Raw genomic sequence first — 14844 nt, 5'->3', positions numbered from 1 at the left:
TTTTGGGAAAAGCACAGCTTATAAAAAGCACTATTACTTTCAGTTAGCGGCATGATGCCTGTGCAGTTATGTATAAAAATCAAGTAATGATGTAGATTTATATGTTTGCGCAAAAAAGAAAGGTAATAGAGTTCTTCTCTACTACCTAAAGGATTATAACATATTTCATTTTGTTTTTCTTGCCAAAAATGTGCCTGCCAGTAAAAATGTTGGTACGGCTGAGAGTCCTGTGATCATAAACCAGTCGCGCAATTCAATTGGGACGGTGTGAAAAATTGGCTGAAGCGGCGGATAGTATATGACAACCAGCACTAAAGCAAGGGACGAGATGACTGCCCAGACTAAATATTTATTGCCGAAAGGATTTCTCGAGAATACAGATTTTTCACTGCGGCAATCAAATACATGAATCAGCTGTGCCATTACCAATGTAGCAAATGCTACTGTCTGTGCATACGCAAGATGTTCCGGATTTGCCCTATAGGCAAAAATGAACGCCAGCAATGTCACAAGGCCAATTAAAAAACCTCTGGAAACTACTTTCCAGCCAAGCCCTCTTGAAAATACACCTTCCTTTGGACTCCTCGGCTTCCGCTTCATCACATTTTCCTCTGGCTGGTCAAGGCCAAGAGCCATTGCAGGAAGTCCATCCGTTACAAGGTTCACCCAGAGAATCTGGATTGGCACTAAGGGCAGCGGAAGGGCAAGAAGCATAGCAAACAGCATAACCAGAATTTCACCAACATTGGATGCAAGCAGATATCTGATAAACTTTCGAATATTCTCGTAAATATTTCTTCCTTCTTTTATCGCGGCTTTTATGGTAGCAAAATTGTCATCGAGCAGTACCAGAGCGGAGGCCTCTTTGGCAACATCGGTCCCTGTTATGCCCATCGATATTCCGATATCTGCTGCTTTAATGGCCGGGGCATCATTGACACCATCCCCTGTCATGGCAACAATATGGCCTCTGTTCTGGAGAGCCTTTACAATTTTCAATTTATGCTCAGGTGATACTCTGGCAAATACTGCGACATCCTCAACCACATCTTCAAGATCTTCAACCGCCATCTCTGCCAGGTCTTTGCCCTGAAGGACTTTAGAGCCTTGTGTTAAAATGCCTAACTGCTTGGCAATTGCCTGTGCAGTAATCACATGATCTCCTGTAATCATGATCGTTTTAATTCCTGCTTCCTTGCATTCCTTGACTGCTTCCCTTACCTCAGGCCTTGGCGGATCAATCATCCCCTGCAGCCCGATAAATGTTAATCCCTTCTCCGCCTCTTTCTCATCAAGAATGACATTTTTTGAGGGGATTTCCTTAAAGCCAATCGCTATCGTTCTCAAGGCTTGAGAAGCTAGATCTTCTATCGCTCCCTGAATTTCACCTGTGAGCTCCCTCGAAAGAATCTGACGCTTCCCCTCCCAAAGAACCGATTCACTCTTTCCGACTAATACATCGGGTGCTCCTTTGGTTACTATAAATTGCCTTCCGTTATGATCCTTTACCACAACACTCATCATTTTTCGGGCTGAGTCAAACGGAAACTCATTGATAATCTGGAATTGGTTTAACAGACTGCTCCTGTTATAGCCCGCCTTCATGGCCGCTACTAGCAGAGCCCCTTCTGTCGGATCTCCATCAATCACAAACTCATTATTTTTCTGCTGTATTTCAGCATGGTTGCATAACATGCCAAACATCAGCATTTGCTGGAGTGCTTTATCACTTTTCGGTTCAATTTGATTCTCATTTCTATAAAAATGGCCTTGCGGCTCATAGCCGATACCATCTACTCTCCACTCTTTCCCGCCGCTCCAGAGATGCGTAACTGTCATTTTGTTTTGAGTCATAGTGCCAGTTTTGTCTGAACATATCACAGATGCACAGCCCAGTGTTTCAACCGCTGGAAGCTTCCGGACGATTGCTTTTTTTCTTATCATTCTTTGTACCCCAAGCGACAGAGCTACCGTCACGATGGCCGGGAGCCCTTCTGGAATGGCTGCTACTGCCAAGGAAACACCGGCAAGGAACATTGTATATAATTCCTGCCCCTGCACCACACCAGCCACAACAACAAGGACAGTCAGTAAAATCGCTGCCGTAATGAGGATTTTGCCCAGCTGTTCCAATCTTCTCTGAAGCGGAGTCGTCATTGTTTCAGCATTCTGCAGAAGATCAGCAATCTGCCCCATGGCAGTATTCATCCCTGTTCCGACAACTACGCCCAGTCCATTGCCACGGGTTACCATAGTCCCCATAAAAGCCATGTTCTCCATATCTCCAATAGCCAGATTAGCAGTTTTCAAGGAACCGGTCCTTTTTTGGACAGGAAGAGATTCTCCAGTCAAAGCGGATTCCTCAATTTCCAGGCTATTGGACTCTACGATTCTCATATCTGCTCCAATTCTGTCACCTGTCGCAAATTTCAATAGGTCCCCTGCCACCACTTCTTTGGAAGGGATCTTCTTCCATTGTCCATCACGCAATGCAATAACTTGAGGAGCTGATAATTCCTTAAGTGCGTGCAAAGACTTTTCCGCTTTTCTCTCCTGAAAGAAACCCAAAAAGCCATTTATGACTACAATTGCAATAATGGCAATTGCATCAATATATTCACCAAGCAGCCCTGATATTAAGGTTGCTGCTAACAGGACAAGAACCATGAAATCTTTAAATTGACTAAAAAATAAGAGTAAAGCTGACTGCTTTTCTCCCTCTTTCAACTCATTATAACCATATTGTTTATGCCGTTTTTTTACATCATCCTCTGTTAAGCCCGCCTTAATATCTGTATTTAAGGCTTGCTCAACCTCCCTTTCATTCATTTCATGGAACTTCATCCGGACATCACACTTCCTCCTTTGTGGTTTGAGAAAAGCCATGAGCTGCATGGAGAAGGGATACAATAGTAAAGAAATTCATCAGCACTCACAGCCAGACTTTAAGAGAATCCGCCAGATGGCAGACCGTCCTGCTTCTTCTGGTCAATCAAGTGAAGCAGAGTTGTCCAATCTCACTCTAAAGAAAGCATATTCAGCCCTGTCCAAAAAAATGCTATTATTAAAAAGAAAAGCGGAAGCGCCTTGCCCACCCCCGACAAGCACAAGACGGGGCTCCCGGAAAGGCGTCCTTTGCCTTTTTGGGAGGTCCGTCTTGTGACCTCGAGGGGGTAGGCGCTGGAGCTAGACAGTATTAGAAAAGCGGAAGCGCCTTGCCCACCCCCGGTATCTCGAGGGGGTAGGCTGCTTGCGCCAGACAGTTATCGAAGTACGAAGATATATATTCTGATATTATAGAAAAGCGGAACCCCCTAGCGAAGACATTAAGCCAAGTCTTAAAACTTGATTTTTATTATTTAAATGAAAGAATAATGTATATCTGCAGCAAGTGATAGGCTGTTATTTTTAATAGAAGAGGATGTTCCAATATGTCATTTGATGGTTTGTTTACAAGAGCAATGACGAAAGAGCTTATAGATACTTTAAAGGGCGGCAGAATCAATAAGATTCAGCAGCCTTATAAGAATGAAATTATTTTAGTTGTGCGGGCAAATGGGAGGAATCACAGGCTCTTGCTGTCAGCCCATCCAAGCTATGCGAGAGTCCAGCTTACCAATGAAGCACATGAAAATCCATCAGAGCCTCCGATGTTCTGCATGCTTTTAAGAAAGCATCTGGAAGGATACATACTTGAAGATGTCCATCAAATCGGGCTTGACCGTATAATCGTGTTTGAAGTTAAAGGCAGGAATGAGATTGGTGATACATCCTATAAACAGCTGATTGTTGAGATAATGGGCAGACACAGTAATATTACATTGGTGGATAAATCCCGCAATATTATTCTAGATAGCGTCAAACATGTATCTTATGCAGTTAATAGCCATCGTGCGATTTTGCCTGGACAGGAGTATATTCTCCCTCCGTCCCAGGATAAAATGAATCCTTTCGAAGCAGACAAAGACGATATACTTCGTAAGATCGACTTTAACAGCGGGAAAGTGGATAAACAGCTCGTAGCGAGCTTCGCTGGAATTTCACCGCTTTTTGCAAAAGAAGTCATACACCAAGCTGGTCTTATAAACAGAACAACTGTTCCAAACAGCTTCCAGCAATTAATAGGCTCCCTAAAGGACCATTCCATAAGGCCAGCCATTACAGCAGGTGAACAAAAGGAAAGCTTTTATTTATTGCCTCTCCAGCATATAAAAGGGGAAAGCAGGGAATTTAATTCCTTGAGCGAAATGCTGGACCGCTTTTATTTTGGAAAAGCGGAAAGAGACCGGGTCAAACAGCAATCCAATGACCTTGAACGATTTATAGTAAATGAGAAAGAAAAGAATGAGAAAAAAATTGAAAAGCTAAAAAGAACCCTCCATGAAGCAGAAAATGCCGATAAACATCAATTATATGGAGAATTAATCACAGCCAATATTTATGCGATCCAAAAAGGGATGAAGGAAGCGGAAGTCATCAATTATTACGATGAAAATGGCGGAGCGGTTATCATTCCGCTGGATCCACAGAAGACTCCTTCAGAGAATGCACAAAAATATTTTACAAAATACCAAAAAGCAAAAAATGCAGTAATTGCCGTAAAAGAGCAAATTAAGAAGGCGGAAGAGGAAGCGTCATACTTCGATTCTCTTCTGCAGCAAGTAGAAACTGCATCAACAAGAGACATTGCCGAAATTAGAGAAGAGCTTGTTGAAGGCGGTTATATTAGAGAAAGGCAAAGACGGGGCAATAAAAAACAGCAGAGCCTTAAGCCTGTTCTTGACCGCTATACTTCCACAGACGGAACCGAAATATTGGTTGGAAAAAACAACAAGCAGAATGATTATTTAACGAACAAGTTGGCCGCAAGGGATGAGATCTGGCTGCATACAAAGGATATCCCTGGTTCACATGTGGTTATCCGAAGCAAGGAACCGGCAGAAAATACAATTCTTGAAGCTGCATCTCTCGCAGCATACTTCAGCAAAGCCCGTAATTCCAGTTCAGTACCAGTTGACTTCACCCAAGTCCGGCATGTTAAAAAACCAAGTGGAGCGAAACCTGGATTTGTCATATATGACCATCAGCAGACAGTTTACGTTACGCCTGATGAAGAAACGGTGCTGTCATTAAAGCAAAGTCTGTAAATAAATGAAAAAAGCAAGCTCAGATGCTTGCTTTTTCATTTATCAAAAACTGCTTTATTGTGTTACTTTTCCCCACTCTGCAGGATCTTTTCGCCATTCTACCAGCTTCTTCATATCCTTTTCCTGAATATAGCCATTTTCAACGGCTACTTCTGTCAGAGCTTCAATATCGGTCAGGGTATATGCTTCAATTTTCTCTTTGTCCAGCATTTCCTTTCCTTTTTCCAGCTGGTATGTAAAGATAGCTGCAACACCCAGCACTTCACAGCCCGCTTCTCTTAAAGCCTTGACAGCAGTGATAGCACTTCCTCCTGTTGAAATCAGATCTTCAACAACAACAACCTTCTGGCCTTTGTCAGCTTTTCCTTCAATTTGCTTGCCTTTCCCATGGCCCTTAGCCTTTGAGCGGACATAGCACATAGGCAGTTCCATAATGTCACTTACCCAGGCAGCATGCGGAATGCCTGCTGTTGCTGTACCTGCAATTAGTTCTGCTTCAGGAAATTTGTCCAGAATGATTGATTTAAGGCCAGCAGCTATTTCTTTTCTAACTTCAGGGTATGACAATGTAAGACGGTTATCGCAATAGATTGGAGCACGTAATCCTGAAGACCATATAAATGGATCGTTTGGGTTTAATGCAACTGCTTTTATATCTAATAATTTTTCTGCTATTTTACGCTTCATTTAGAACGCCCTCCCAAGATTGCTTGCATTGAATATATTTTTCAAATGGATTTTCCGCTCTTGTAATCGATCGGCCTACTACAATTGCGGAAGCCCCTTCCTTTCTGGCGAATTCAGGTGTTGCCACTCTTTTCTGATCTCCGGAGTCGTCAGATAACAGTCGTATTCCCGGTGTTACAGTCAAAAAGGAAGATCCTATTCGCGAACTTATCTCCCTTGCCTCAAGACTTGAACATACTACCCCATCAAGTCCTGCTTCTTTGGCAAGCTTGGCATAATGAAGAACAGATTCGTTTAATGAAGCAGGAATTAACTGCTCTGATTTCATTTGCTGTTCGGATGTGCTTGTCAGCTGCGTCACAGCAATACAAGATGGCCTTTTCCCTGAACTTCCGGCTTCAAGTCCTTCACGTGCTGCTTCCATCATGGCTTTTCCTCCTGCGGCATGGACATTAACCATATCGCAGCCAAGCCCGGCAAGCCTCTTCATTGCACTTTTAACAGTATTAGGAATATCATGAAGCTTGAGATCAAGGAAGATCTCATGCCCTTGTTCTTTTAGTTCGTGAACGATGGAAGGACCCTCCTGATAAAATAACTCCATGCCGACCTTTAGAAATAATTTTTCATTTTCAAAGTTTTTCAGAAAATGATTAACTTCCATTTTCCCTGAAAAATCAAGAGCAATAATGAGCGGCTTTTTCATTCTTCTTCCAGCTCCTTCCTATACATTCTGAAATATGTTCATATCCAAGGTTTTCAATAAGTTCGGGCAGCCTATCGATAATTTTCGGACACACAAAAGGATCTACGAAGTTAGCTGTTCCAACCGCTACTGCACTTGCACCCGCATAGAAGTATTCGATTACATCCTCTGCAGATTCAATGCCGCCCATTCCGATTATAGGAAGGGACACCTGCTGGCTCACTTCATAAATCATCCTTAGCGCGACAGGCTTAATGGCTGGCCCTGAAAGTCCCCCTGTTCTATTTGCCAAAATCGGATTGCCTGTTTTTAGATCGATTCTCATGCCAACAAGCGTGTTGATCATTGTTAAACCGTCAGCTCCGCCATCTTCCACTGCTTTCGCCATTTCTACAATATTTGTGACATTTGGTGAAAGCTTTACATAGACAGGAACCTCTGAAACCTCTTTTACTTTTTTCGTTAGGTTTTTAGCAATTTCCGGTATAGTCCCAAAGGCAATTCCGCCTGTTTTTACATTCGGACAGGAGATGTTGAGCTCAAGCGCATGTACATTCGGGCTTTCAGAAATTCTTTTGGCAACCGCAACATAATCCTCTTCCTGCGAACCAGCTACATTGGCAATGATCGGTACATCATATTGTTCAAGCCAGATCAGTTCTTCATTCACCACTTTTTCCAGTCCTGGATTCTGCAGTCCTATTGCATTCAGCATTCCTGCTGAGGTCTCAGCCACTCTTGGTGTTGGATTTCCAAAACGGGGCTCAAAGGTTGTCGCCTTAATCATGATCGCACCCAATTGGCTCAAATCATACATTTGGCTGAATTCTCTTCCGAAGCCAAAGCATCCTGATGCAGGCATGATTGGATTTTTTAATTCCAGTCCAGGCAGATTGACATTTAATGAGTTCATAGAACTACCTCCCCTGCTTTAAAGACCGGTCCGTCACTGCAGACTTTTTTATAACTGTATCCATCAGGATCATCCCCTGTATGGCAAACGCATGCAAAGCACGCTCCGATGCCGCAGCCCATTCGTTCTTCCAATGAAAGGTATACCGTTTTATGAGAGTATTGATTTTCAAGCGCCTTCAGCATCGGCGTTGGGCCGCATGAATATAAAACATCGAAATTAATATTAAATTTATTAATAACATCTGTAACAAAGCCTTTCGTTCCTGCACTTCCATCAGCTGTAGCCAGATAGGTCTCGCCCAGCTGAGCAAACTTTTCTTCATAGAAAACCGCACTTGCTGACTGAAAGCCAAGGACATGTATCACCTTAACACCATGGCTTACAAGCTGTTTGGACAACTCATATAAAGGGGGGACTCCAATTCCGCCTCCCACAAGAAGTGCTGTATCCCCCCGGCCAGCTTCACTGATAGGAAACCCATTTCCCAGCGGCCCCAATACATCTGTGTAATCGCCAGGTTTTTTTTCTGAAAGCATCACCGTTCCCCTGCCTTCAGCACGATATATCATCTTAAACTGGCTTTCATCAGGTAAAATCTCTGCAATGCTGATCGGCCTTCTTAGCATCGGGTCATAACCCCCGGATATTTTCAAATGCACAAATTGCCCGGGCACTTTCATTTCATGAACAAGCTCACCTTGAAGGGTGAGCTCGTAAATGTTTTCGGCAAGTTTATTTTGCGATATTACAGTGCAGTGTTCTTGTCTGATCAAGTTAAAACCGCCTCCCGGACTTGTTCTGGCTTATCCATCGCATCTGCTGAGAAATTCATTGATTCGATTACTTGAAGGATTGCTTCTGCCGTATCCAGGGAAGTAAGGCATGGCACGCCATTTTCCACCGATTCACGGCGGATGCGGAAGCCATCTCTGGCAGGCTGCTTTCCTTTTGTTAGAGTATTTATAACAAATTGCGCTTCGCCATTTCTGATGACATCCAGAAGGTTTGGCCCTTCTGAGCCGATCTTTCCAGTCACCTTTACAGGAATGCCGGCAGATTTAAGGAATAACGCTGTTCCGCTCGTTGCCATTAGCCTGTAGCCGATGGATACAAATCTCTTTGCCAGCTGCAGCGCCTCATCCTTATCCTTATCTGCGACAGTCATTAGTACGGTTCCAAACGGCTGGATTTTCATGCCGGAAGCAACAAGGCCTTTATAAAGGGCTTTTTCAAGCGTTGAATCTTTTCCCATAACTTCTCCAGTTGACTTCATTTCAGGCCCTAAAGTGATGTCTACTCTTCTTAATTTTGCAAAAGAGAACACTGGGACTTTTACAAACACGCCTTTTCTCTCCGGCAGGAGGCCAGATCCGCAGCCCTGCTGAGCCAATGTTTGGCCCATGATAACTTTCGTGGCGATTTTGGCCATTGGCACGTTTGTAATCTTGCTCAAGAAAGGAACCGTCCGGCTTGAACGCGGGTTGACTTCCAGGACATATACTTCCCCTTTTGCCACTACATACTGGATATTCAGGAGACCTATAATGCCAAGGCCCTTAGCCATCTTCTCGGTATACTCAACAAGCTTGTCTTTGATTGCTTCTGATATATTTTGCGGAGGATAGACGGCAATGGAATCTCCTGAGTGTACTCCAGCTCTTTCAATATGCTCCATGATGCCTGGAATAAGCACATTTTCTCCATCCGAAATGGCGTCCACTTCTATCTCCTTCCCAGTCAGATACCGGTCGATCAATACTGGATGCTCTGGATTTACTTTAACAGCGTTTTCCATATAATGAAGAAGCTCGGCTTCTTTATATACTATCTCCATGGCCCTTCCGCCAAGTACATATGATGGTCGGACAACTACGGGATAACCGATTTCACCAGCAACCGCTACTGCCTGCTCCACTGATAAGGCAGTCTTTCCTTTTGGCATCGGAATGCCAAGCTCTGCAAGAGCTTGCTCAAATTTATCCCGGTCCTCTGCCCGGTCTACATTTTCAAGAGAAGTTCCGAGAATTTTCACGCCTCTCTTTACCAGATCTGCTGCAAGGTTAATCGCTGTTTGTCCGCCAAATTGCACAACTACACCTTCTGGCTTCTCAAGATCAATGATGTGCATAACATCTTCAATCGTCAGCGGCTCAAAATATAGCTTATCGGAGATGCTAAAGTCAGTAGAAACAGTTTCCGGATTATTATTAATGATGATTGCTTCATAACCTGCTTCCTTGATGGCCCATACTGCGTGGACAGTTGAATAGTCAAACTCCACTCCCTGGCCAATTCGAATAGGACCTGAGCCGAGAACAACAACACTTTTGCGGCCGGTTACATCCGATTCGTTCTCATCTTCGTAAGTTCCATAGAAATACGGTGTTTCAGATTCAAATTCTGCTGCACATGTATCAACCATTTTATAAACCGGTACAATATCTTGTTCTTTTCTCCAGCTGTATACTTCCATTTCACTTGAATCCCACAGCCTGGCAATCACCAGATCGGCAAATCCCATTTCCTTTGCAGCTTTCCCTGTTTCAGGGTCAAAAGGATTTTCTGTTAATACACTCTCAAAATCTATGATTTTCTTAATCTTATGAAGGAAGAATAGATCAATCATACTCCATTCATGGATCGTCTCGATGGTGACTCCCCTTCTAATGGCTTCTCCGATATAAAACAAACGTTCATCGCCTGCTTTTCGAATCCGCTTTTCGATCAATTCATTCGAAATTTGGTCAGCATCCTTCAGCTCAAGATGATAAATGTTGGCTTCAAGTGAACGGACTGCTTTCAGAAGAGATTCTTCAAATGTGCGGCCTATTGCCATCACTTCACCTGTAGCCTTCATTTGGGTCCCAAGCGAACGGTTCGCAGATTCAAATTTATCGAACGGCCAGCGTGGAATTTTAGAGACAATATAATCCAATGCCGGTTCAAAGCAGGCATATGTTTTTCCTGTCACAGGATTCATCATTTCATCAAGTGTCAGCCCCACCGCTATCTTGGCTGCCAGTTTGGCAATCGGATATCCTGTTGCCTTGGATGCAAGTGCTGATGAACGGCTGACACGCGGGTTAACTTCAATGATGTAATAATTGAAGCTATCCGGATCAAGTGCCAGCTGGACATTGCATCCTCCTTCAATCTCAAGGGCGCGGATAATTTTTAATGAAGTGTTTCTAAGCAGCTGATATTCACGATCACTTAAAGTTTGGCTTGGAGCTACAACAATGGAATCACCTGTGTGGACACCTACAGGATCGAAGTTTTCCATATTGCAGACAACAATCGCATTGTCATTGGAGTCTCGCATCACTTCATACTCAATTTCTTTGAAGCCCGCAATGCTCTTTTCAAGCAGGCACTGTGTTACAGGGCTGTTCTTCAAGCCGCTTGTCACAATTTCGATTAACTCTTCTTCATCGTGGCAGATTCCCCCGCCTGTCCCCCCTAATGTAAAAGCAGGGCGTACGATGACCGGATAGCCAATCCTATTTACAAACTTATAGGCTTCTTCAAGATTATGGATAATTTCACTTTCAGGCACCGGCTCGCCTAGTTCATTCATCAGATTTCTGAAAAGATCCCGGTCTTCCGCTTTTTGAATAGCAGATAATTTTGTACCGAGGATTTCAACCCCACATTCTTCCAACACACCTGATTCAGCAAGTTCTACTGCCAGGTTTAATCCTGTCTGTCCCCCAAGAGTAGGTACAAGGGCATCAGGGCGTTCTTTTCGGATGATGCGGCTGACGAATTCCAGCGTAAGCGGCTCAATATATACTGCGTCAGCAATTTCAGTATCTGTCATGATGGTAGCAGGATTGGAATTTACTAGAATGACACGATAACCTTCTTCTTTCAATGCAATGCAGGCCTGTGTTCCAGCATAATCAAACTCTGCTGCCTGTCCGATGACAATTGGTCCTGATCCGATAACTAAAATGCTTTTTATATCTGTACGCTTTGGCATGCTGCAGCACCTTCCTCTTTATGTGATTCAATCATTTGCAGGAATTGTTCAAATAATCCATTTGCATCCTCCGGTCCCGGTGAAGCCTCAGGGTGATATTGCACAGTGAACGCCGGGACTTCTTTATGTTTCAAACCTTCAATCGTTCCATCGTTTAATGCAATATGTGTTACTTCCAGAAGACTACCCGAGATGGAGTTTTCTTCCACTGAATATCCATGGTTTTGAGATGTTAATGCGACTTTTCCGGTTTGCAAATCTTTTACCGGATGGTTTGAACCGCGATGGCCGAATTTCATTTTTTCTGTATTGGCACCGCATGCGAGGGCAAAAAGCTGATGTCCCAGGCAAATCCCAAAAATCGGCACGTTTCCTAACAGACCTTTAATCATTGTGATGGCTTCCGGAACATCTTTCGGGTCTCCCGGCCCATTTGAAAGCATAACCCCATCCGGGCTCATGCTGAGTATTTCTTCAGCTGTTGTATTATATGGTACAACAATCACATCACAATCCCGTTTGTTTAATTCTCTTAAGATACCGTGTTTCATGCCGAAATCTACAAGGACTACCCTTCTGCCGCGTCCGGGGCTTGGATAAGGTGTCTTAGTTGAAACTTGCTTAACCTGATCGTTTCGCAGCTTGGTTGCCCGCAGTTTTTCTAAGATTAATTCCGGGTTTTCACTTATGCTGCAAATAGCACCTTTCAGCGTACCATGCTGCCTGATAATCCTTGTTAATTTTCTAGTATCAATCCCAGCGATCCCAGGGATGTTTTTCATCTCAAAGTATTCAGCAATTGACTGTTCATTTCTCCAGTTTGATGGAAACTCGCTTGCTTCTTTTACAATGAACCCGGAGATGGCAGGGGAGATGGATTCAAAATCATCTCGATTAATTCCATAATTTCCTATTAAAGGGTATGTCAATGTTACAATTTGTCCACAGTAGGAAGGGTCAGAGAGAATTTCCTGATAACCCGTCATTCCTGTATTGAATACTACCTCTCCAATCGAATTCGTATCGCTTCCAAAGCCTTTTCCAATAAAAATTGTTCCGTCTTCCAGAATCAGCTGTTTTTTCATGCTTTTACACTCCCTCTGTTCCAAACAATTTTTCCTTCAGCTATTGTCATGACTGGCCAGCCTTTACAATCCCAGCCAGTAAATGGCGTGTTTTTCCCTTTTGATAAGAACTGAACAGGGTCAATCTTTTCCTGGCGGTTTAGATCTAGCAGGACAAGATCAGCGATTTCACCTGCTTCCAATTTTCCTGATTGAATGCCGAACGCCTTTGCTGGCTTGATCGTTAAATAATCAATCACCTGTTTTAGCGTGAATATCCCCTTCTCGACAAAGTGTGTGTATAGAAGCGGGAAGGCTGTCTCAAGTCCAACAATCCCAAAAGGCGCCAGCTCCATCCCCTCTTCTTTTTCCGCTGCTGTGTGAGGTGCATGGTCGGTCGCGATAAAATCAATCGTGCCGTCCAATAATCCTTCTATTAAGGCAGATCGGTCATCTGCCCCTCTTAATGGAGGATTCATTTTAAAGTTTGCATCCAGACCTGGGATATCCTCTTCACATAGAAGGAGGTGATGAGGTGTCACTTCGGCCGTTACCTTGATGCCTGCCCGCTTTGCATCTCTTACCACCCTGACAGACTCTTTCGTGCTGATATGGCAGACATGATAATGGCAGCCAGCAGCTTCGGCAAGGAGTACATCCCTTGCGATTTGCACTGATTCACAGACGGAAGGAATACCATTTAAACCATTCTCTTTAGCAAAAACTCCATCATGTACGGAACCTTTGTTAATGAGGGTATTTTCTTCGCAGTGCGCAACAATCGGCATGCTTATCTCTGCGGCATTCCTCATTGCCTGCAGCATCATGGCTGCTGATTGAACCCCAACTCCGTCATCTGTAAAAGCAAACGCTCCAGCTTCTTTCAGTGCTTTAAAATCTGTTAATTCCTGGCCAAGCTCACGGATCGTAATCGATGCATATGGCAAAACCTTGACCGACGCAGTCTCTTCAATACGGCAGTTCAATTTATCAAGCTGTTCTTTCGTATCAGGTACAGGCCGGGTATTCGGCATGGCAGCAACCGTTGTGAAACCGCCTTTGGCTGCTGCTTTAGTGCCAGTTTCAATGGTCTCTTTCTTTTCACCGCCAGGTTCACGCAAGTGTACATGGAGATCTATAAAGCCTGGTGCAATCAATAAGCCTTCAGCATCAATCACTTCCTGTGCCTTTTCCTCGATACCTGCACCTATCCCGGCAATTTTTCCTGACTTTATGTAAATGTCAGTTTTTACAAAGTTCCCTTCTTTAGTAAGCAACTGGCCATTTTTGATTAATATTGACATGATTAGCTCCCCCTTCAATATGTTCAATCGATCTTTTTAGTACAGCCATTCGGATGTACACACCATTTTGCATTTGTTTGAAGATTCTGGAACGCTCACATTCCACCAGGCAATCTGCTATTTCCACACCCCGATTTACAGGGGCCGGATGCATGATAATGCTGTTTGGCTTCATTTTTGTTTCACGCTCTTCTGTAAGGCCGTATGCCAGGTGGTATTCTTCAGCCGTTTGATTGGCTTTGGATTCATGCCGCTCATGCTGGATTCTCAGCAGCATGACAGCATCAGCGGTTTCAATAGCTGTATCAACATCTTCATACATGCCATTTTCAAGCAATTCTTCATTGAACCATTCTTTTGGTCCGGAGAAAACAACCTTCGCACCGAGCCGGACAAGTGCATCTGCATTGGATCTTGCGACACGGCTATGGGCAATATCACCGATGATGGCTACTTTTAATCCTTCAAAGGAACCGAATTCCTGTTTAATTGTCAGCAGGTCTAGCAGGGATTGTGTTGGATGGTGGCCGCAGCCATCCCCTGCATTAAGGATAGAAACACCGCTTTTATCTGTTAATTCGTCAAAGTAGCGGTCCTGGCTATGGCGAATGACTACTGCATGCACTCCGATTGCTTCAAGTGTTTTTACCGTATCGTATAGTGACTCACCCTTCGATACACTTGACGTACTGACTTCAAATGGGATTATGTCCAATCCAAGCCGCCTTTCCGCAACTTCAAAGCTGCACTTTGTCCTTGTGCTATTCTCAAAAAAGAGGTTGGCGACAAAAACCTTTTGTTCAGGAGTCCATGTTCCGCCGTTTAAAAAGTATTGTGCATCATTAAGTATTTTATTGATTTCTTTAATCTCTAGCTCTGAGGTAGTGAGCAAATGTTTCAATTTTTTTCCTCCTCTTCAAAAAAAGCACCCTGCCGATTTGGTCAGGGTGCTGCAAAGTTGAGGCAGCCAGATATACGGATACACTGATCCCCGTATAGCAGGTTTGCCGCCAACACCCTTATAAGCCTCTCGGGACT

General features: G+C 43.8%; 10 protein-coding genes. 1 reads left to right on the top strand and 9 read right to left on the bottom strand.

Annotated elements, in window-relative coordinates; all coding sequences use genetic code 11:
• Positions 1-165: 165 nt before the first annotated feature.
• Positions 166-2844 carry a calcium-translocating P-type ATPase, SERCA-type gene (locus AC0VZ9_RS09725; protein WP_019381730.1) on the bottom strand — a complete coding sequence of 893 codons (2679 nt, stop codon included), beginning with the start codon at positions 2842-2844 and terminating at the stop codon, positions 166-168.
• 587 nt (positions 2845-3431) lie between these two features.
• Here AC0VZ9_RS09725 and AC0VZ9_RS09720 point away from each other — a divergent pair.
• The gene (locus tag AC0VZ9_RS09720) at positions 3432-5147 is read left to right on the top strand and encodes an Rqc2 family fibronectin-binding protein (protein ID WP_019381729.1); all 1716 of its coding nucleotides are present in this window, start codon (positions 3432-3434) and stop codon (positions 5145-5147) included.
• A 54-nt stretch (positions 5148-5201) separates the two neighbouring features.
• Here the strand turns inward: AC0VZ9_RS09720 and pyrE are convergent, their stop codons facing one another.
• The 8 genes from pyrE to AC0VZ9_RS09680 are packed head-to-tail and all read right to left on the bottom strand — an operon-like array spanning position 5202 to position 14707.
• Entirely contained in the window at positions 5202-5834 is a 633-nt protein-coding gene (pyrE, locus tag AC0VZ9_RS09715) for an orotate phosphoribosyltransferase (RefSeq protein ID WP_019381728.1), read from the bottom strand.
• Entirely contained in the window at positions 5824-6540 is a 717-nt protein-coding gene (gene pyrF, locus AC0VZ9_RS09710) for an orotidine-5'-phosphate decarboxylase (protein ID WP_009330826.1), read from the bottom strand. The genes pyrE and pyrF overlap by 11 nt, the downstream gene beginning before the upstream one ends.
• Positions 6512-7453: a dihydroorotate dehydrogenase gene (locus tag AC0VZ9_RS09705; RefSeq protein WP_251175159.1), complete on the bottom strand. Its 942-nt coding sequence runs from the start codon at positions 7451-7453 to the stop codon at positions 6512-6514. The genes pyrF and AC0VZ9_RS09705 overlap by 29 nt, the downstream gene beginning before the upstream one ends.
• Positions 7450-8226: a dihydroorotate dehydrogenase electron transfer subunit gene (locus AC0VZ9_RS09700; RefSeq protein WP_308937094.1), complete on the bottom strand. Its 777-nt coding sequence runs from the start codon at positions 8224-8226 to the stop codon at positions 7450-7452. Before AC0VZ9_RS09700 ends, AC0VZ9_RS09705 begins: the two co-directional genes overlap by 4 nt.
• Positions 8226-11438, bottom strand: coding sequence for a carbamoyl-phosphate synthase large subunit (carB, locus tag AC0VZ9_RS09695; RefSeq protein WP_475397304.1), 3213 nt, complete (start codon positions 11436-11438; stop codon positions 8226-8228). The genes AC0VZ9_RS09700 and carB overlap by 1 nt, the downstream gene beginning before the upstream one ends.
• Positions 11417-12523 (bottom strand): carbamoyl phosphate synthase small subunit, encoded by a 1107-nt coding sequence (locus tag AC0VZ9_RS09690; protein WP_019381725.1) that lies wholly within the window; start codon positions 12521-12523, stop codon positions 11417-11419. The genes carB and AC0VZ9_RS09690 overlap by 22 nt, the downstream gene beginning before the upstream one ends.
• Complete coding sequence (locus tag AC0VZ9_RS09685; RefSeq protein ID WP_251175156.1) at positions 12520-13806, bottom strand: dihydroorotase; 1287 nt, start codon at positions 13804-13806, stop codon at positions 12520-12522. Before AC0VZ9_RS09685 ends, AC0VZ9_RS09690 begins: the two co-directional genes overlap by 4 nt.
• Complete coding sequence (locus AC0VZ9_RS09680) at positions 13769-14707, bottom strand: aspartate carbamoyltransferase catalytic subunit (protein ID WP_071156636.1); 939 nt, start codon at positions 14705-14707, stop codon at positions 13769-13771. The genes AC0VZ9_RS09685 and AC0VZ9_RS09680 overlap by 38 nt, the downstream gene beginning before the upstream one ends.
• Positions 14708-14844 lie beyond the last annotated feature (137 nt).

This window comes from Cytobacillus sp. QJM3NY_8, assembly GCF_056173585.1.
Note: the sequence above shows the minus strand (reverse complement) of the source record. Positions and strands in the feature narration are given on the sequence as shown.